The sequence below is a fragment of the uncultured Bacteroides sp. genome, from assembly GCF_905207245.1.
Taxonomy (GTDB): Bacteria; Bacteroidota; Bacteroidia; order Bacteroidales; family Bacteroidaceae; genus Bacteroides.
On sequence record NZ_CAJLKP010000008.1, the window covers coordinates 75,905 to 96,206 of the forward strand.

General features: G+C 35.7%; 19 protein-coding genes. 17 read left to right on the top strand and 2 right to left on the bottom strand.

Features of this window, described 5'->3' with window-relative positions; all coding sequences use genetic code 11:
- The first annotated feature begins 19 nt into the window (after positions 1 to 19).
- The 16 genes from QZ135_RS04400 to QZ135_RS04475 all read left to right on the top strand — a co-directional run bounded on the left by QZ135_RS04400 (position 20) and on the right by QZ135_RS04475 (position 15,672).
- A complete protein-coding gene (locus QZ135_RS04400; RefSeq protein ID WP_044534995.1) occupies positions 20 to 1,132 on the top strand; it encodes a DegT/DnrJ/EryC1/StrS family aminotransferase in 1,113 nt (370 codons plus the stop codon).
- The gene (locus QZ135_RS04405) at positions 1,132 to 2,415 is read left to right on the top strand and encodes an ATP-grasp domain-containing protein (protein ID WP_117706648.1); all 1,284 of its coding nucleotides are present in this window, start codon (positions 1,132 to 1,134) and stop codon (positions 2,413 to 2,415) included. Before QZ135_RS04400 ends, QZ135_RS04405 begins: the two co-directional genes overlap by 1 nt.
- Before the next feature lie 6 nt (positions 2,416 to 2,421).
- Positions 2,422 to 2,880 (top strand): GNAT family N-acetyltransferase, encoded by a 459-nt coding sequence (locus QZ135_RS04410; RefSeq protein WP_294606236.1) that lies wholly within the window; start codon positions 2,422 to 2,424, stop codon positions 2,878 to 2,880.
- A 5-nt stretch (positions 2,881 to 2,885) separates the two neighbouring features.
- A complete protein-coding gene (locus tag QZ135_RS04415) occupies positions 2,886 to 3,623 on the top strand; it encodes a LicD family protein (RefSeq protein WP_117706644.1) in 738 nt (245 codons plus the stop codon).
- 27 nt (positions 3,624 to 3,650) lie between these two features.
- On the top strand, positions 3,651 to 4,994 hold the full coding sequence (locus QZ135_RS04420) for a Gfo/Idh/MocA family oxidoreductase (protein ID WP_294606239.1): 1,344 nt from the start codon (positions 3,651 to 3,653) through the stop codon (positions 4,992 to 4,994).
- 44 nt (positions 4,995 to 5,038) lie between these two features.
- On the top strand, positions 5,039 to 6,112 hold the full coding sequence (locus tag QZ135_RS04425) for an aminotransferase class V-fold PLP-dependent enzyme (RefSeq protein WP_117706642.1): 1,074 nt from the start codon (positions 5,039 to 5,041) through the stop codon (positions 6,110 to 6,112).
- A 120-nt stretch (positions 6,113 to 6,232) separates the two neighbouring features.
- The gene (locus QZ135_RS04430) at positions 6,233 to 7,216 is read left to right on the top strand and encodes a glycosyltransferase (protein WP_294606242.1); all 984 of its coding nucleotides are present in this window, start codon (positions 6,233 to 6,235) and stop codon (positions 7,214 to 7,216) included.
- A 4-nt stretch (positions 7,217 to 7,220) separates the two neighbouring features.
- Positions 7,221 to 7,751, top strand: a complete 531-nt coding sequence (locus tag QZ135_RS04435) for an acyltransferase (protein ID WP_294606244.1) — start codon at positions 7,221 to 7,223, stop codon at positions 7,749 to 7,751.
- Between the two features lie 101 nt (positions 7,752 to 7,852).
- A complete protein-coding gene (locus QZ135_RS04440; protein WP_294606246.1) occupies positions 7,853 to 8,992 on the top strand; it encodes an EpsG family protein in 1,140 nt (379 codons plus the stop codon).
- Positions 8,985 to 10,061: a glycosyltransferase gene (locus QZ135_RS04445; RefSeq protein WP_117706634.1), complete on the top strand. Its 1,077-nt coding sequence runs from the start codon at positions 8,985 to 8,987 to the stop codon at positions 10,059 to 10,061. The genes QZ135_RS04440 and QZ135_RS04445 overlap by 8 nt, the downstream gene beginning before the upstream one ends.
- Before the next feature lie 3 nt (positions 10,062 to 10,064).
- Complete coding sequence (locus QZ135_RS04450) at positions 10,065 to 11,024, top strand: glycosyltransferase family 2 protein (RefSeq protein ID WP_294606248.1); 960 nt, start codon at positions 10,065 to 10,067, stop codon at positions 11,022 to 11,024.
- 117 nt (positions 11,025 to 11,141) lie between these two features.
- Complete coding sequence (locus tag QZ135_RS04455) at positions 11,142 to 12,269, top strand: hypothetical protein (RefSeq protein ID WP_294606250.1); 1,128 nt, start codon at positions 11,142 to 11,144, stop codon at positions 12,267 to 12,269.
- Positions 12,270 to 12,271: 2 nt separating this feature from the next.
- The gene (locus tag QZ135_RS04460; RefSeq protein WP_294606251.1) at positions 12,272 to 13,096 is read left to right on the top strand and encodes a glycosyltransferase; all 825 of its coding nucleotides are present in this window, start codon (positions 12,272 to 12,274) and stop codon (positions 13,094 to 13,096) included.
- Entirely contained in the window at positions 13,093 to 13,848 is a 756-nt protein-coding gene (locus QZ135_RS04465; RefSeq protein WP_294606253.1) for a YjbH domain-containing protein, read from the top strand. The genes QZ135_RS04460 and QZ135_RS04465 overlap by 4 nt, the downstream gene beginning before the upstream one ends.
- 16 nt (positions 13,849 to 13,864) lie before the next feature.
- The gene (locus QZ135_RS04470; protein ID WP_294606255.1) at positions 13,865 to 15,085 is read left to right on the top strand and encodes a DegT/DnrJ/EryC1/StrS family aminotransferase; all 1,221 of its coding nucleotides are present in this window, start codon (positions 13,865 to 13,867) and stop codon (positions 15,083 to 15,085) included.
- On the top strand, positions 15,085 to 15,672 hold the full coding sequence (locus QZ135_RS04475) for a sugar transferase (RefSeq protein ID WP_294606305.1): 588 nt from the start codon (positions 15,085 to 15,087) through the stop codon (positions 15,670 to 15,672). Before QZ135_RS04470 ends, QZ135_RS04475 begins: the two co-directional genes overlap by 1 nt.
- Before the next feature lie 118 nt (positions 15,673 to 15,790).
- On the opposite strand, the gene QZ135_RS04480 is transcribed toward QZ135_RS04475, so the two are convergent.
- Together QZ135_RS04480 and QZ135_RS04485 are read right to left on the bottom strand one after the other, a co-directional pair.
- Positions 15,791 to 17,110 (bottom strand): ATP-binding protein, encoded by a 1,320-nt coding sequence (locus tag QZ135_RS04480; RefSeq protein ID WP_294606257.1) that lies wholly within the window; start codon positions 17,108 to 17,110, stop codon positions 15,791 to 15,793.
- Positions 17,111 to 17,226: 116 nt separating this feature from the next.
- Positions 17,227 to 18,624 (bottom strand): MFS transporter, encoded by a 1,398-nt coding sequence (locus QZ135_RS04485; RefSeq protein WP_294606259.1) that lies wholly within the window; start codon positions 18,622 to 18,624, stop codon positions 17,227 to 17,229.
- A gap of 170 nt (positions 18,625 to 18,794) precedes the next feature.
- Between QZ135_RS04485 and QZ135_RS04490 the strand changes: the two genes are divergently transcribed.
- Complete coding sequence (locus QZ135_RS04490) at positions 18,795 to 20,207, top strand: amidophosphoribosyltransferase (protein ID WP_294606306.1); 1,413 nt, start codon at positions 18,795 to 18,797, stop codon at positions 20,205 to 20,207.
- Positions 20,208 to 20,302 lie beyond the last annotated feature (95 nt).

Genomic DNA, 20,302 nt, shown 5'->3' on the forward strand with positions numbered 1-20,302 from the left:
ATTAAAAATAATTTTTATTGTGGAAAATAAAGTAATTACGGTTACGTCTCCTTTACTTCCTTCATTAGACGATTTTATGCCTTATCTTCAGGATATTTGGAATCGCAAGTGGCTGACTAATAACGGGCATTATCATCAGGAATTGGAGAAAGCTTTATGCGAATATTTGGAGGTGCCTTACATTAGTCTTTTTACGAACGGCACGTTGCCCTTGATAGTAGCTTTACAGACATTGCGCATTACGGGTGAAGTGATAACCACCCCCTATAGTTTTGTTGCTACTACTCATTCTTTGTGGTGGAATGGCATTAAGCCGGTATTTGTAGACATTGATTTGGATACTTGTAATATTGATCCTGAAAAGATAGAGGCTGCTATTACCCCTAAAACTACAGCAATTATGCCGGTTCATGTATATGGTAAGCCTTGTAATATGGAGCGTATTCAGTCTATTGCTGATAAATATGGCTTGAAGGTGATTTACGATGCTGCTCATGCTTTCGGTGTGAAGATGAACGGAAAATCCGTACTGAATGCAGGTGATATGTCAACGCTCAGTTTCCATGCTACTAAGGTATATAATACTGTAGAAGGTGGTGCACTGATTTGTCACGATGAAAAGATGAAAAAACGTATTGATTATCTGAAGAATTTTGGTTTTGCGGGAGAAACGGAGATTGTGGCACCGGGCATTAATGGTAAGATGGATGAAATCCGTGCCGCTTATGGGTTGCTTAATTTAAAGCAAGTTGATGTTGCGATAGAGGCTCGTCGTCAGGTGGCTATCCGTTACCGTGAAGCTTTGAGGAAAGTTTCCGGCATTAACTTTATGGAAGATATGCCTGGTGTATCTCACAACTACTCTTATTTTCCAATATTTGTAGATGCCAGAAAATATGGAATGACTCGTGATGAACTTTATTTCAAGATGAAAGAGCAAGATGTGTTGGGTAGACGGTATTTTTATCCTTTGATAAGCGAATTCTCTACCTATAGGGGATTGGAATCTGCACGACCTGAAAATTTGCCGGTGGCACATAAAGTTGCTGATAGTGTTATATGCTTGCCAATGCATCATGCACTCTCAGTTGATGACGTACGACGAATTCTTGAAATAATAGCAAAAAACTGATGAAGAGATATAATGTTCTTGTATTCCCTTGTGGTTCAGAGATTGCTTTAGATATATATAGTTCTGTTAAGTATTCTACCTATTTCAATCTTATCGGAGCAAGTTCGGTTGATGATCATGGAAAGTTTGTGTTTGAAGACTATATTTCTGATATTCCTTTTGTCACAGATGAAGCGTTTATTCCGGCGTTAAAGAAGATTGTAAAGGAGCGTAATATTGATGCTATATATCCAGCGATGGATACGGTTATCACAGCAACAAAATTACATGAAGAAGAGCTTGGGTGTAAGGTTATAGCATCTCCATCTAAGACCACAGAAATATGCCTCTCAAAGAAACTCACGTATGAAAATTTGCAAGAGGTAGTGAATGTTCCTAAAGTCTATAGTAGGCCTAATAATATTCCTGCAGAAGATTTTCCTGTCTTTGCAAAACCCATTGTTGGATATAGTGCAAAAGGTACTAAAAAACTCCATACTCAAGAAGAGGTTGATGTATATCTTAAAGGTAAAAAAGATATGCTTGTCGTGGAATATCTTCCTGGCGAGGAGTTTACAGTTGATTGTTTTACAGACAAAGACGGAAATTTGTTGTATAGTGGAGCCCGTAAGCGAAATAGAATAAGCAATGGTATAAGTGTTAACACTTATTTTGCTGAAAATCAAAAAATATTTAAAAAACTTGCTTCTACAATTAATTCAAAAATTAGATTTCAAGGAGCATGGTTTTATCAGGTTAAATATAATAAATACGGAGATTTGTGTTTACTTGAAATTGCATCTCGACTAGGAGGTTCTTCGTTACTCTCTCGTGCTGTTGGTGTAAACTTTGCACTTCTTTCTTTGTTTGATGCTTTTGGCTATAAAGTTAAAGTTTTTAAGAATGATTACAATGTAGAACTTGATAGAGCTTTGGAGTGCAAATATAAAACAAATCTTAGCTTTAATTCTGTTTATTGTGATTATGATGACTGTCTTATTATGAATAGGAGTGAGATAAATATAGAGCTTGTCAAATTTTTGTATAAATGTATAAACGAGAAAAAGCAGATATTCTTGTTGAGCAAACACGAAGGGACTGCTTTGGAAGATGAATTGAAAGATTTCAGACTTAATCATCTTTTTGACGAAATTATCCATATTTCAAAGGAAGATGATAAGTCGGACTATATTAAAACAGACAAACCTATTTTTATTGATGATTCGAATTCTGAGAGATTAAATATCAAAACGAAACTCAATATTCCGGTCTTTAGCCCTGATATGATTGATGTATTAATGTAGGATTTTATGATTACAATTGAAGAGTTAACCATAGCTGAGGAGACCGTTTCTATAATTAGTGATTTTATTTCGTGCAATGAATCTTTGCTGCCTGACCCATTCTCAAAACATGTAGATATAAAATCATATGCGGAGAGGTTAAATCGTTTGGGTATAACATTTGTCTGTAAAGACAATGAAGAAATTGCGGGCTTGATAAGTGGCTATATGAATGATGTTACTAATAAATGTGCTTACATACAGGTTATCATTGTAGCAGAGCAATTGCAAGGGAAAGGAATTGGAACATGCTTAATAAAGTTTTTCATAGATAAAGCGAAGATTATGTACGGCAATGGTACGGTATTTCTGACTGTGGATAAATGTAATGAAAAAGCTTTTAGAGTCTATACTAACATAGGTTTTACCCTGTCTAATACCATTCATGCTAATGAGAAAAAAATGATAATGGAATACAAACTATAGCAATTATGGATATAAAAAGAGTGCAAAAACGATTATTGGAGATGGGAACTGTTATTGCCAGAATTCTAGAAAAGCATGATATTCCTTATATGATCACTTTTGGAACCCTATTGGGTGCTGTAAGACATCATGGATTCATCCCTTGGGATGATGATTTTGATATATTTCTTTTTGATGATACTTATGATTTTGCTATGGAGGTGTTAAAAAAAGAACTTCCTAAGGATATGTTTCTAGAAAATAGAGATACAGAGCCATTGTATTTTCATAGTTGGTCACATGTCAAGGATATTAAAACAGTAGCAAGTTGTGAACGGTTTCCGCAAGACAATGTTTATTCTCATAAAGGGCTAAGTATAGATCTTTATAAAGCGATAAAGATGAAAGAGTGTGAACTAGAGTCTTTTCTTATAAAAGAGCATATAGCATATTTGGAAAAACGCAATAAAGTTGGATGTTTATCAAATGAAATATTTGAGCTAAAAAGAAAAGAGTTAAATAAATATTTGGAAGAGATTATTATCACAGATTCGAGTAAAGAAATTTTTGGTATGACGTTGACTGAACGAAAAATGGAACTTGATGATGTACTTCCCTTAAAAACTATACGATTTGATGGTATTGATTTTTTAGGTCCAAATAGCCCTGATAATCTTCTCAGTGCTTTTTATGGTAATTATATGGATTTACCTCCTATAGAACATAGAATACCCCATTATGATTATGTTGAGTTTTTAGCGTAATAATGCTTTCCATAATACGGTTAAGTTATGACAAAAGTAATAACGTATGGAACATACGATCTCTTGCACGAAGGCCATATAAATCTTTTGCGTCGTGCAAAAGAACTAGGGGATTTTTTGATAGTAGGTGTTACTAATGACAGCTTTGACCGTGACAGAGGTAAACTCAATGTGCGTAACAATGTATTAGAACGGGTAGAAGCTGTGAAGAATACGGGATTGGTAGATGAAATTATTATAGAGAATTATGTCGGACAAAAAATTGATGACATACAAAATTATGGAGTGGACATCTTTGCTATTGGTTCAGACTGGGAGGGTAAGTTTGACTACCTCAATGAATATTGTAAAGTAGTGTATTTGCCACGGACGGAAGGCATTTCATCCACGATGTTGCGGGAAGGGAGCCAAGAAGTTGTAAGAGTGGGTATTATTGGATGTGGACGTGTTGCCAAACGCTTTCCATCAGAAATTTCTGTGGTGAGTGGAGTGAAAACGATTGCTGCGTATGATATTCATGAAAGTGTGGTGGAACAATATTGTACAGAATTTAATGGAATAAAAAAATGTACGTCGGTTGATGAACTCTATGCTCTTGTCGATGCAGTCTATATAGCGACACCACATTTATTTCATTATGATTATATAAAGAATTCGTTAAAAGCTCATAAACATGTACTTTGTGAAACACCGATGGTGTTAAATGGTGAACAAGCCAGAGAACTTTATGAGTTAGCTGAACAGAATAGAATAATTCTGATAGAAGCGAACAAAACTGCTCATTGTCCGGCATTTAACCACCTGATGGTAATTATAAAATCTGGATTAATAGGTGAAGTTGTAGATATTGAGGCTTCACTTTCCCAACTGCTAGACAGGAGAGGGCGTGAATTTGATGCTTCACAAGCAGGTGGAGCTCTTTTTGAAGAGGGTAGTTATCCATTGCTTCCAATCTTTAAGTTAATGGGTGTTGATTATGAGGATCTGCATATCTACTCTCGTATAGAGAATGGTGTAGATGTATATACAAAGGGGATATTTCGCTATCCTAAGGCAACTTGCTCATTCAAAGTTGGTCTTGGCGTGAAAACTGAAGGTAGTCTTATAATATCTGGAACAAAAGGATATGCTTACGTACCTGCTCCATGGTGGAAGACAGATTACTTTGAGTTACGTTATGAAGATCAAAATGAGAACAAAAAATTCTTCTATAAGTGGGATGGTTTTGGTTTGCGTTATGAAATTCAAGAGTTTGTATCTTGCATTCTTAATAAGCGTTTTTCTTCAGCAAGACTCGGAAGAAAAGAGAGTATTTGGATGGCAAGGGTCATGCAACAATTCAGTGAACGAAAGAATTTCTATATAATATGACCTCATAATAAAAAATGGGTGTTTTTTATAAATCTAAATAGAAAATGATCAATTTTACAGTCGGTCCTGTGCAGTCAAGTGCGTCTGTACGGACAATAGGTGCAGAACAAGTACCTTATTTTCGTACGGCAGAGTTTTCAGAACTGATGAAAGAGAATGAAATTTTAATAAAGAAGTTTGCCAAGGCAACTGATGATTCACGCGCTGTGTTTCTTACTTGCTCTGGTTCAGGTGGCATGGAAACTGCTGTCATGAATACTTTGACTTCAAGTGACAAGGCTATAGTTGTTAATGGTGGTAGTTTTGGCACTCGTTTTGTAGAGCTACTAAAACTCCATGAAATTCCTTTTGTAGAAATCAAACTTGATCTAGGAAAAGCATTAAAAAGTGAACATCTTGCACCATTTGAGAGGCAAGGATATACTGCTTTTCTTGTTAACAAACTTGAAACATCAACAGGAGCGCATTATGATATTGATCTTATTAGCCAGTTTTGTAAGCGTAATGGTGTATTCCTAATAGTGGATTGTGTCTCTACTTTTCTTGCAGATTCATTCAATATGGCTGAGCAGGAAGTCGATGTCATGATAACAGGCTCACAAAAAGCTTTGGCGTGCCCTCCGGGTGTTTCAGTGATGTGTTTGTCTCCTCGAGCTATTGAGCGTGTGAACAGTACTAAATGTATATGCCAGTATTTTGATTTGAAGATTGCATTAAAAAATCAAGAGCGCGGACAAACTCCATGGACTCCGGCTGTCAATATTCTCCGACAGATAAATGCGCGACTAAAAGAGATTGATTCTAATGGCGGGGTGGAGGCTGAAATCATGCGAACTGCAACATTGGCAAATTATTTTCGTGAAAGAATAAAAGAATTGCCATTTGAAATTGTATCTGACTCTCTTTCTAATGCAGTAACCCCACTACACCCTATAACTATTGGGGCATACGACATTTTTCTGAAAATGAAAGATGAGTACGGAATGTGGGTCTGTCCTAATGGTGGTAGTATGAAAGACATTATCTTTCGTGTGGGGCATATTGGAGATTTGGTGATAGAGGACTATGACAAATTAATAGATGCATTTGTGGATTTGCAAAAGAAAGGATTTATTTAGAAGTTGTAATGAAAGGACAGAGACAAAATTAGTAGAACATGAAAAATAAGCAATTATACAAGTAGTCATATGATATGTGTGGATACTACTACTGGTTGCTGTAAAATATAAGCGAAATAGATGGAAGAAAAAGATACTGAGGCTTTAATGGTTACGGTTCGATGTACGGCCTATAATCATGAGTCTTATATCCAACAATGTTTGGAAGGCTTTGTTATGCAGAAAACGAACTTTCGTTTTGAGGTAATTGTGCACGATGATGCATCTACGGATGGAACTGTAACTATCATCCGGAAATATGCTGAAAAATATCCTAATATAATAAAGCCTATTTTTGAAACAGAGAATCAATATTCTAAGCGTGATGGTTCTTTAGCGCGTATAATGGATGAACATACACATGGCAAGTATGTGGCATTTTGTGAAGGAGATGATTATTGGGTTGATCCATTAAAACTGCAAAAACAGGTTGATTTTCTGGAAACGCATCCTGAATATGGAATGGTGCATACTAATTTTCAGTACTATATTAATAGGGATAATGCTTTCGTTGATAATTTTCAGTATTCTCCCAAAGACAAACTTGATATTATTTTATCTATTATTGATGGGAACAAATATAGGGTCCAGACTAATACTGTTTTATTCAGAAATGAACTTTATAAAATTATTATAACTTCTGATGATTTATTATATAAGTCTTCATATTTTTTTATGGGGGATACTCAGCTATGGATTGGAATTTTGCTCCAAAGTAATATTTATTATTTGAATTCTATTACCGCAATTTATAGAGTTGCAGAAGGTAGTGCTTGTAGGAATTCAAATTTAATAAATAGATTTCGTTTCGATTTATCTTCATCTGAATTAAGGTTGTATTTATTGGATAAAGTGAAAAAAAAATATCCTTCTTTAGATAGTAATGTTAGATTAAAGAGAAAATTGCAGAAAGAGTACAACTTGAATCTTATTCGATATAAATTATTTGTTCCGTCCTTTAAACCGCTATATTCTTTATCTATGCAATATAATTTATTATATAGCATATTGCGTTTTCCATTTCTTATTTCTATGGTAAAAAAATATATTAGATTGAAGCATTAGTATTATGATATTGCTGAAGTTTTATTTTATGCGAGTTCTCCTGCCAATACTTATGTGGTTGCCATTTAGGAGATTTCGATTTTTTATTATTAGTTCTTTGGTTAGTTCTATAGGCAAACATGCAAGTGTTTTAAGAGAAGTTACTATTTTACATCCAAGAAATATTTCAATAGGAGAGAATTCTGTTATTAATTCTAAGGTATTATTAGATGGGCGTGGTGGGCAATTGATTATTGGAGATAATGTAGACATAGCAAGAGAAGTAAATATATGGACACTTGAACATGACATAAATGATGATATGCATGCTACAATTGGTGGAGATGTTATTATTGAAGATTATGTATGGATAGCATCAAGAGCCACTATTCTTCCTAATGTGAAAATAGGTAAAGGAGCTGTGGTTGCGGCGTGTTCAGTAGTAACAAAAGATGTTCCTCCTAATTCTATTGTTGCTGGCTGTCCAGCTAAAATAATAGGTAAAAGGCATAATAAACTGTCTTATAAACTAAATTTTCATCCACTTTTTAGTTAATTATGCGTTTGTCTAAATCTTATATTTATATATTAGTTCTGTGTGTTATATTTGTTATATCTCCTTTCTTTTCTTTCTTATTCTCTCTGTTAGTTTTAATTATGCAAGATTTTTCAAGGAAAGAGAGGCGGTATTTATACTTCCTAATCTCTCTCTTTTTTGCTTTATTAGCTTTTACTCAGAAGTCAACTAGCTTAATTTTAGAAACAGATGTAGTTCGTTATTATGAAGCTTATGATGAGTATGTGAGTAAGAATGTGTTCGATTCTAATTTTTTTTTCAACCTTAATATTACATATATAGCTTTTGATATTGTTTCTCGAGTTGTGGTTAGCATTCTGGGGAATGTACAATATTTATCTTTAGTATGGACTTTACTTAGTTATTATTTGTATTTTCTATCTATTGATAATTATTTGGTATTTAGAAGTGTTAAACTTTCGAATGGTAATTTATTTTTGATAATATTTTTAGGTGTTACAACATTTTTACTATTTACTCAGATAACAGAAACCTTGAAACAAGCAGTTTCTATTAGTTTGTTCTTTTATGGATTTTCGTTATTTTTGTGTCAACGTTTTAAATTATCTATTTTCATTATTATATTATCTTTATTCTTTCATCTTTCAACAGTGTTTTTATTTGTTTTCTTTTTACCATTTGCTTTACAAGAAAGGAGCTTGTTGAAACTTTCAATTCTAGCTTTGCTAATAGGAAAACTAAATGTGATGAATATGCTGAATATCTTGCTTCAATATTTAGGAACTTATAGTTATCTTGTTCTTATTCTTTTACATAAAACAGATATGTATGGCAATTCTCTCCATGGTTTTACGATTTCTTCAATTTTCTTTCTTCAAATGTTGTTATTAGTAATAGTAGCTTGTTATATATATTTCGGTACCTTTAAACCTAAAGGTTTTATGAATTTTATCTTTCCCATGCTAATAGTATTGTTTCTCAATATATCTTCTCCGCATAATTTTGATCGTTTTTTGAATTTGCTAGCTTTTCCTTTGACAATTGCTTTTGTTGAAATTATAATTCTTAAATCAAGAATACGAAAATTTGTATGTTCTTTCTTCTTTATTTTTTCATTTTGTTTTTTCATGCTTAATGCTAGAAAGACATATTTTAGAACTTTGGCAGATGATGGATATTCATCTAGTTATTTAGATAACTCACCTGTAAAAATAATTATATATCCTTCGTATCTATATCTTAAACAAAAATATGAGTAATTTATTGTATATCGGATATTTGTCAGATAAAGCGAGCTCTGGTGCTGATGTTGTTAACTTGAATAATATAGAAGTTTTGAAATCTCTATATAAAAGCTCTTTTTTTGAGGAGGGATTAGATAATACAGATTTTTGGGATAAAATATTATTGTATACAGGAGGATTAAGTCGAAAATGTCGGCGAAGGATTCTGATCTCAATTGAGACTAATAACATTGATGTCGTTTTTTTGTCTTCATCTTTACTTGGTAAGCTAGCTAAAGTAGTAAAAAGAAAATATCCTAATATTCGTATTATTAGTTTTTATCATAATGTAGAAAGACAATATGCTGCGGAACAACTTAAAGTATCTGGCTTGTCAAAGTTTGCAACTTATATTCTTTTGACATACAATGAAAAGTTGTCATCAAAATATTCTGATTATAACATTCTATTAAATAATAGAGATCGTCTTTTGTTTCAACGTTATTATAAACGTGATGCTGATTTAATTATTCCTATTTTTTTTAAAGATGTATTTGATGTAAAGACTTTACAAATATCCAAATATATATATTCTTCAAAACCAATTGCTTTATTTGTAGGTTCTTCCTTTTTTGCAAATGTTGAGGGTATGAAATGGTATTTGGCTTATGTACATCCATTTGTAGATGAACAGTTGATAATTGTAGGTAAGAATATGGATCGTATTTTCTCTTCTAATTTGGATCAGAACTATCAGGTTTATGGATATATACCAGATTTGTCAGAACTTTACTATAATGCAGATTTTGTTATAGCTCCTATTTTTAGTGGTGGTGGGATGAAAACGAAAACAGCTGAAGCTTTTATGTATGGTAAGTCTATTATTGGAACCAAAGAGGCTTTTGAAGGTTATATTGTTAGTTCTGATTATGCCATTGAGTGCAATACTGCATCTCAGTTTATTGACGCAATTAACAGTTTAATTTCTAATCCTAATAGGACTTCTTTTAATAAATATGCTAGAGAATATTATCTTGCTCATCATTCCTTTAATTCAATAATAAAATTGTATTGGGATTTTTTATCTCTAAATTCATTATTATAGATTATGAAAGTAAGTGTTGTTATTCCATTCTTTAATTGTAAAAAATATATTATAGAGTGTCTCTACTCTGTCAAAAATCAGTCTTTTTCTGATTTTGAAATAGTTTTGGTTAATGATGGCTCTACTGATGGGACAGATGCTATTGTAAGTGAGTGGATGAGGATAAATGAGGGAATAAGAATAACATATATTGACCAATATAATCAAGGGGTTTCTTCTGCACGAAATGCTGGATTAGAATGTTCCCAAGGTGAATATGTGTTTTTTTTAGATGGAGATGACTTAATTCATGAAGATACATTAAATTACTTAGTAAATACTATTGAATCTTTTAATTCAGATACTTCGTTTTGTCGCTATACAAATAATATCATGGATTTTAGTTTAATTCATAAAACTTCTGAGAAAATTCTCGGGATTGATGAAGTTTATAAAAGATTTCTGTATAATAATTCTGATTTTACTTTTGCAGCTTTTCTATATAAACGAACTTATTTAGATAAGTTTCATATAAAATTCTCGTTGGATTTAAAATATGGTGAAGATGAGGAGTTTACTTGGAAGTATTTGTGTCATTGTAATAATGCGGTATATTGTAATAAACCATTGTATTATTATAGACAGTATCAGCAATCTTCTTCAAAAAGAATATCATATTCTCGTGTACAAGTGATAGACTCGATGAAAAGAGCTTGTAATTATTATTGTCGGAGTCATAATGCTTTTTATGTTCAATTGGAAAGATATGGTATCCCGAGAGCGAAGTTAGCTATTCTTAATCAGTTTGCACATGGAGGGGAGTTAGAAATGTACAATAGATTAAAAAGTGATGTTAATTATAAATGTAATATGGTTAATTTATTATTACATTTTCCTTCCTATGTAAAAATAGCCACTATAGTTTATCTATTTTCGCCATCTCTCTTTTACATTATTATTAATCGCTTAAAAAATGTAATGTGAGTAATGTTAATCGAGCAATTGATAAATAATCAACTGAATAATTTCCCTACTATTAAAAAAGTAGTGAAGAGAGGATACCAGTTGTTGATGTATTTGATATCTCCTAAGACAAAGTCATTGGGAAATATTGTAAGAATATCCCCTAATGATGGATCTGAGTACTTTTTTGGTTATTATGATAAATCCCCTTGGGATGCTTTAGGAAAATATATGCTTTGTATGAAAGCTAAGAATACATGGAGCGAAGTTGCTCCTTTAGTTCCAGTGGATTTGTTACTAATTGATATACGAAGTAATAATTTCGTTAAAAAAATAGGAAATAGTCATTCTTGGAATGTGCAGCAAGGATGCATGTTACAATGGTTAGGTCCCCACTTTGATAAACAAGTAATATACAATGATTTTAGAGAAGGGCATTTTTGTTCGATAATACTTAGTGTGGAATCTGGAGAAGAGCGGGTGATTGACTGTCCAGTTTATTCTGTATCTATAGATGGTACTACTGCATTATCGCTTGATTTTACTCGTCTGCATAGATTGCGTAAAGGTTACGGATATGCTAATTTAGATGAAATGACTAAGGATAAAAAGTTGCCTGATGATACTTGCATTTGGAAAATTGATTTGAAATCTGGGACAATAATTCCTTTATTGAAATACGAAGATTTTGTTTCCTTTGAATTTCGTAAAGAAATGGAAGGGGCAGAACATAAAGTGAATCATTTAATGATTAGCCCTAATGGTAAACGGTTTATGGTATTACATCGTTGGTTTAACAATCATCGAAAATATTCTAGATTAGTGACTTGCAATATGGATGGTACTGAAATGTATAATCTTAGTGATGATGATATGGTGAGTCATTGTTATTGGAAGAATGATGAAGAGATTCTTGCTTTTGAGAATAAACATGGAAGTGGACCGGGCTATTATCTGATGAAAGATAAAACAAGGGAATATAAACATCTATGGAAAGAATTGTGTGTAGATGGGCATCCAAGCTATTCCCCAGATGGTAAGTTGGTGGTGACGGACAGTTATCCTGATAGAACGAGAATTGCATCTATACGTATTATGCGAGACAATCAGATAGAAGTGGTTGCACGGGTGTTTGCACCATTTCGTTATGACAATGATACACGATGCGATTTACACCCACGTTGGAGTAGAGATGGAACAAAGATTTGTTTTGATGCTGCTTTTGAAGGGCATCGTGGATTGTATGTAGTAGATATTAATGCTTAAGAATGTTTCAAGATTATAATATAGCTGTACTTTTATCTGTCTATAAGAATGATAAGGCTGAATTCTTGCAGCTGTCCGTAGATAGTATTCTAAATCAATCTTATAAGAATATAACACTATATATAGGGGTAGATGGTTCTATTGGTGAAAAGCTATATAAGTGTTTAGAACAGTACGAACAGCAAAAGAGGGTGAATATTGTTTATTTTCCTGAGAATAGAGGGCTCGCTGTTGTGCTAAATGATTTACTAGCACTGTGCAAAGAAGAGAATATAGAGTACATAGCTCGCATGGATGCAGATGATATTTCATTACCTAGTAGATTCGCGAATCAGATGAATTATCTACTGTTGCATCCTGAAGTAGATATTGTAGGAGGTTGTATTGAAGAGATAAACGAACAGTCTGAAAGAAATGGTAAAGTTGTCACATATCCCTTGACTCATCAAGAATGTTTTAAATTCTTTAGATATCGTGATCCCTTAGCACATCCCGCTGTAATGTTTAGAAAATCCTTTTTTGATAAAGCTAAAGGCTATCGGAATGAATACCGCAAGAACCAAGACACCATGCTATGGTTTGATGGATTTATGAACGGATGCATTTTTGCAAATTTGGATGAAACAGTATTACTCTTTCGTGTCACTGACGATTTCTATAAGAACAGAAGAAATGGTTTTAAGCGGGCGAAGAAAATGCTGACAGATCGGTTTATGATTAATAAGGCTCTTCACTATGACTGGTCTGCTTATCTCTTTTCATTTTTGATGTTTATAATGACTCTTACTCCTCCATTCTTGAAGAAATTCTTGTATCGGATTAGATGAAATTTAGAAATCTCTGTTTACTTCTGTTTTTTTGTAGTTATTCGGTATATCTATTTCCTCAATATTCTTACGGAGTTACAGGGTTGTTGCATTCTCCTTCGGCGGAAATGCAGCAAGATAAAACCGTTATGATTGGTGGGGGATTTTTGAATGAGAATTTAACTCCTCTTCGGTTTAATTATAATACATATAATTACTATTTGAATGTAACCATTTTCCCTTGTTTAGAAATAGCATATACTTGTACCCTTTTTAGGGTAACTCCTCAATGGGGAGTACAATCTCAAATGGGAAAGTTCACTAATCAGGATCGGTATTTCTCTCTTCGATTAAGGGTTTTGAAAGAAGAACAATTCTTTAAATATATGCCAGCAGTAGTTTTAGGCACATCTGATCCGTTTACAGAAAGTAGGGGTGGAGAGATAATGCCTTCGGGTGATGGTGGTAATGGATATTTTTCTCGCTTTTATGTTGCAATGACAAAACATATTCCAGTAAATAAAGAAGAATTAGGACTGCATATATCTTATCTTTATAATCGCCGTAATGATTACCATCTGAATGGCATTGCCGGAGGGATAACTTATTCCCCTTCCATGTTATCTGATTTAAAATTAATAGTTGAATATGATTCACATGATATTTTGATAGGAATGAATTATCTTCTCTTTCATCATTTTTTAGTACAAGCAATGATGCAGAAAGGGAAATATTTCTCCTGCGGACTTACATATTTGATTCATTTAAAATAATTCGATATAGTAGTTTATGAAAATTCCATTTTCGCCCCCTTATATTGACGAGGCGGTCATCAACGAAGTCGTTGATTCGTTACGTTCCGGCTGGATAACTTCCGGTCCTAAAGTAAAAGCATTGGAAGAAGAAATAAAAGTATTCTCTAATGCAAAAGAAGTGCTTTGTGTAAACTCATGGACTTCGGGAGCTATTATGATGCTTCGTTGGTTGGGAGTAACTGCTGAAGATGAAGTAATCGTTCCGGCATATACATATAGTGCTACGGCATTAGCAGTCCTTCATGCAGGTGCAAAGCCTGTTATGGTAGATTCCGGAGAGGATTTCAATATCTCTGTGGATGCTATTCGAAAAGCAATTACGCCCAAGACTAAAGCAATTATTCCGGTAGATATTGCAGGCTTTCCTTGTGACTACGACCGTATAATGAAACTCGTTAATGAGCCCGAAATACGGAATCTATTTCATGCAACTTCGCCAACGCAGGAGAAATTGGGACGTATTCTTGTAATGAATGATGCTGCCCACTCTTTGGGCGCTTATTATAGTAAGAATCAACGTACAGGATGTGAAACAGATATTGCCATCTTTTCTCTTCATGCTGTAAAGAATGTGACGACTGCGGAAGGAGGAGCCATCTGCCTGAATCTACCCGAACCATTTGATAATGCGGAACTTTATAAAGAACTCCGTATGATGAGCCTGAATTGCCAGACTAAAGATGCTTTTTCCAAATCAAAAGCCGGTGGGTGGCGTTATGACATAGTTGGCCTGGGAATGAAAATAAATATGGCTGATGTAAATGCAGCTATCGGTCTGGCCCAGATACGGGAATATCCGGAACTGCTGAAAGAGCGTAAAAGGGTGTTCAACACTTATTCGAAAGGATTTGCGGACTGTGATTGGGCTGTTCTGCCACCTTCTGTAGATGGGGAGAAAGAGAGCTCATACCACATTTATGCGTTGCGTATCAAAGGATTTACAGAAGAACAGCGTGATCGTATGATTGATGAGATAGCCAAAAGTGAAGTTGCTGTGAATGTCCATTTTATCCCGATGCCGATGCTTTCTTTCTTTAACTCATTAGGATATGATATAAAAAACTATCCCCAAGCCTATGAGAATTTTGAGGGAGAGATTTCCTTGCCTATTTATCCGCAACTGGATGAGGAACAACTATCTTTCATTATTAAGACCGTAAAGGCTGCATATGATAAAGTGTGCGGTGATAAATGATGATTCGCCTTTTTGATATCCTTTTCTCCTTCTTAGGAATTCTGTTCCTGTCTCCTGTTTTCTTATTTTTGTATATTGCTATTCGTCTTGAAAGTAAAGGCGGTGGTTTTTACAAGCAATTACGTGTCGGGCTTAATGGCAAGGATTTCTATGTATATAAATTCCGTTCGATGCGTATTGGGGCAGATAAGCAAGGTTTGATAACGGTAGGTGGACATGATTCTCGAATTACCCGTATTGGCTACTTTATCCGCAAATATAAGTTGGATGAATTACCTCAGTTATTTAATGTCTTGAAAGGGGATATGAGTTTGGTAGGTCCTCGTCCGGAAGTTCGAAAGTATGTAGATTTATATACGGAAGAACAGAAACAGGTTCTGTCCGTACGTCCTGGAATTACCGATTATGCATCTATAGAATATGTAGATGAAAATACAATATTAGGGCAGGCTGAGGATGCAGATAAAGCATATGTAGAACTGATACTTCCGGATAAGATACGCTACAATATGAAATATATTGAGCACCGGTCAGTAACGGAATATTTTAAGATTATATTTTTGACTATATGGAGCATTGTTCGTTGATAAGATGCGCCATTGAGATAATGAAATGGCTATTTGTTCCATATTATATTTGGAAGAAGTAATCTTGAATGGTGTAATAAAAAAGGTCGAAACAGATAAAGATTTCGACCTTTTTTTATTACATATCCTCCAACGTTAAGCATTTTTCCTCAATCTCATATTTGAAAAGCACTTTTTTATGAATCGCTTCTATCTTACTTTGGAACAATTCAGGTTTGAAATTCTTCCGTAACCGCTTAACTTCTGCAATAAGTGCTTTCTTCTCAAATAAATAAATTCCCACTATGTCTATCTCGTTAGCATTGCCTTTAGCTTCCCACCAAGAACCGATATTCAGGAATTCCCCACTTTCTATCATTTTCTGGCGGAAATATTCCTCTAACATGAAACCTGAATAAGTAGGATAGTCTCTTTTAATAATGCTACTTAATCCACTGAAGTTCCGTATCTCCAGCAATGACTGATATTTATCGAAATACCGGAACCAGAAACGTAAAAATGGGTCGGATATTTCATACCTTACGGTTTGTGTCCCTTCTTTAGAGAGAATGGGGCGCTTTTTAGCGACTATGCTATAATCTTCTTCCAGGCGCTTCAGATATCCTCCTAAACTGATTTCCAACTTTTCTTCCATTTCGGAAATCGTATTTTTCCCTTCGGCAATGGCTCCTATAATTGAGAAGTAGTTGCCATATTTCTTACCAAATTCTTGTATCAATAAAGTATTTCCTTCATCGATGAAAGGAGAATCCGGTTGTACCATGAAGTCAACCATACTTTCCATGTCTGTTGCCCCGGCATCCATTAATAATTCAATGTATTTGGGAACTCCTCCGGTAAATGTATAAAGTGCCAGTAGGTCGTCAGGTGTGTAGTCGGGCTTGTAATCACGTAGTATTTGCTTAATAACATCAGTGGTAAAGGGATACAATTTCAATACTCTGTCACTCCTTCCATATAATGGTTCTTTGGCATTTTTGAATATCTGCTCCATTAATGTGTATACAGAACCGCTGACGACGAGGTTGATATTCGTCTTAGTACGGAATCGATCCCAAATATCTTGCATGCCGCTGTAGACGGAAGGGTTAATGTTATAGAATTCCTGAAACTCATCGATGACTAAATTGAATTTGTTACGGAGCCCTTGCTCCATGACAAACTCAAAGAGTTCTGTGAAATTGTATATTTTTCCAGGGATGGATATATTTAAGACCTGAGAAGTAGTTTCTGCAAATGTAGAACACAAATCTGCCTCATTGCTCCGTTTAACGAACCAATAAAGTGTAGGAGTGTTTTCGCAACTCTTAAATATCAGGCTTGTTTTGCCTATACGTCGACGTCCTGTCAGAACAGTTAACTTTGAATGTTCTGAAAAAGCTAATTCGCGTACTTTTTGCAGTTCGTCCAGCTCTTTCTCACGATTGTAGAATTTCATAATGAGTTTTCTTTGATAACGATAGTCAATTTCACGGCGGTTAAATTAACCGTGGTTACAAAAATAGGAGATTTTATGGAAACATACAAGATTACATCTCTGTTTCTGATATTCTTTTATTCTTTTAGCACCGACGGTTGCGACAGCCTCAAACTGCTTACTACTGCCGCTATTAGCGCAAACACACTTCCTGTAATCAAACACACCTCCGTACTCTTACTTCCCACCACCCAGCTAAATAGAAGAGCCACAAGAGTCGTCCCCAAAGTCTGTCCCATTAACCGTGCCATACCTAACATCCCACTGGCTCCACCCGAACGCTTCGTAGGTGCAGAGGCGATAATAGTGCTGTTATTGGGTGTCTGGAAAAGTCCGAAGCCAATGCCGCAGACTGCCAATCGCAGACAAATACTGAGGATGGATGATTCTGCATCCAACGTAGAGAGCGAATAAAGTCCGATGCAAAATATTCCCATACCGATGCTCCCCAGTATTCCCGGATGGATACGCTCCACCAGATAACCGGCAGCCGGTGCTGCAAATAACGTAGCAAGAGGCCAGGGAGTCAGTAACAATCCAGTCATTACTTCACTATGTCCCAATGTGTTTTGCAAAAAGAAGGGTAATGAAATCATCGCCAGCATCTGTGCTGTGAACGAACAGATGGAGGTTAATATCGAAAGTCTGAATATGGGGATTCTCAGTAAATCCAATGGAAGTAGTGGGGATGCCTGACCTAATTGACGGCGTACATAATATGTACCGACAACAATTAATATCACTAATTGAATAATCAGATAATCATAGCGTTCGTGATGGGCAAAACCATCCAGTGTATAAATCAGTAATCCGAAAGTAATAGCATTGGCAATGGCACTTATGATATCGAATTTCCGTTTGGAGAGTTCTTCCCGTCGGGGCAGATATTTGATACCTAATACCAACGCAATGATACCTAACGGCAGATTGATAGCAAACAACCAATGCCAGGAAGCTATCGATAAAATACCGCTGGCAACGGATGGTCCTGCTGCAGCCGAAATAGCAACTACCATCGCATTAATACCCATGCCCCGCCCAATTTGTTTTTTAGGATAGATAAGGCGTAACTGAGCAGTATTCACACTCGTTATGGCTGACGCACTGAATCCCTGGAAAACGCGGGCAACTGTCAGTGTCCAGAAAGAGTCGGAAAGAGCACACATGAGAGATGTTATGCAAAAACAAGCGATGCCGGAGAGGAAAATTTTACGATATCCGAATAGCTCACCCAAAGCGGAAAATGAAAGTAAAGACACGACGATTGCTAATTGATAACCATTGACAATCCACGTGATTACAGAAGGAGAAGTGCCGAAGTCGTGTGAAAGGGTAGGGAGTATTACAGTACTGATATTAATATCGAGTACTGACATGCAGAGGGCAAAGCCAACAGCAACTACAGCCCATATACGCCGCGGAAATGGCAACCCGTCTGTTTCCTCTATTTTCTGAGATTTTCCATCTTGAATCATATAAATTATTTTATCTGCGAACTAAACAAAGTGTCTAATCCGGTGTTCGGAAATGTGCATAAAAATAAGTTTTTTTAGAAATTGTCTCGTCGGAAAGTAATGTGGAGAAGAAACTTCTTTGTACCTTTGTGCCCGTCAATACTAAAATCAATAATAAATATAAGGAATTTATGGGAGGATTTTTCGGGACAGTCTCCAAAGCGAGCTGTGTGACGGACTTATTTTACGGTACAGATTATAATTCACATTTAGGAACCAAGCGAGGCGGACTTGCCACGTATGATGAAGAAGAGGGCATGTTTGCCCGATCCATACACAACCTGGAAAGTACGTATTTTCGAACCAAGTTTGAAGATGAACTGGACAAATTCAAAGGAAATGCCGGTATAGGAATCATCAGTGACACAGACCCTCAACCTATCATTATCAACTCCCACCTCGGACGCTTCGCCATCGCTACGGTAGCCAAAATAGTAAATCTGGAAGAAATAGAAGCGGAACTACTCTCTCAAAACATGCACTTCGCTGAACTCAGCTCAGGCAATACTAATCAAACTGAACTTATTTCATTACTTATTATACAAGGCAGAAACTTTGTAGAAGGTATCGAAAATGTTTTCCGCCGTGTCAAAGGCTCTTGCTCTATGCTGTTGCTGTTGGAAGATGGTAGCATCATTGCCGCCCGTGATAAATGGGGACGTACTCCGATTGTTATCGGACGGAAAGATGGTGCATATGCTGTAACCAGCGAGTCGAGCAGTTTTCCGAATCTGGATTATGAAATAGACCGTTATCTTGGTCCGGGTGAAATTGTTCGCCTGACTGCCGACGGAGTGGAACAGTTGAGAAAGCCGGAGGAGAAAATGCAGATTTGCTCGTTCCTGTGGGTTTATTACGGTTTCCCTACTTCTTGCTATGAAGGTCGCAACGTGGAAGATGTACGTTTTACCAGTGGTTTGAAGATGGGACAACGGGATGATTCCAAGGTGGATTGCGCTTGTGGTATTCCCGATTCAGGTGTTGGTATGGCATTGGGGTATGCCGAAGGAAAAGGGGTGCCTTATCATCGTGCCATTTCCAAATATACGCCGACATGGCCGCGTAGCTTTACTCCCAGCAAGCAGGAAATGCGCTCGTTGGTGGCAAAAATGAAACTTATACCAAACCGTGCTATGCTGGAAGGCAAGCGGGTGTTGTTCTGTGATGACTCGATTGTGCGTGGTACGCAGCTTCGTGATAATGTGAAAGTGCTATATGAATATGGTGCAAAAGAAGTACATATCCGTATTGCTTGTCCTCCGTTGATTTATGCATGTCCGTTTGTTGGTTTTACGGCTTCCAAGAGTCCGTTGGAGCTGATTACCCGTCGTATTATTAAAGAATTGGAAGGAGATGCGGATAAGAATCTGGACAAGTATGCTACCACCGGTTCACCGGAATATGAGAAGATGGTCAGCATCATTGCCGAACGTTTTGGTCTTACTACTCTGAAATTTAATACACTGGAAACTTTGGTTGAAGCCATCGGATTGCCGAAATGTAAGATTTGTACACATTGTTTTGATGGTAGCAGTTGCTTCTAAGTAACTCTAAATACTAACATTTTGTAAAAAGGGGTGTGAATTGCTTGGCTATTCACGCCCCTTTTTCTACCTTTACGGCAGAACATGATGTGCTG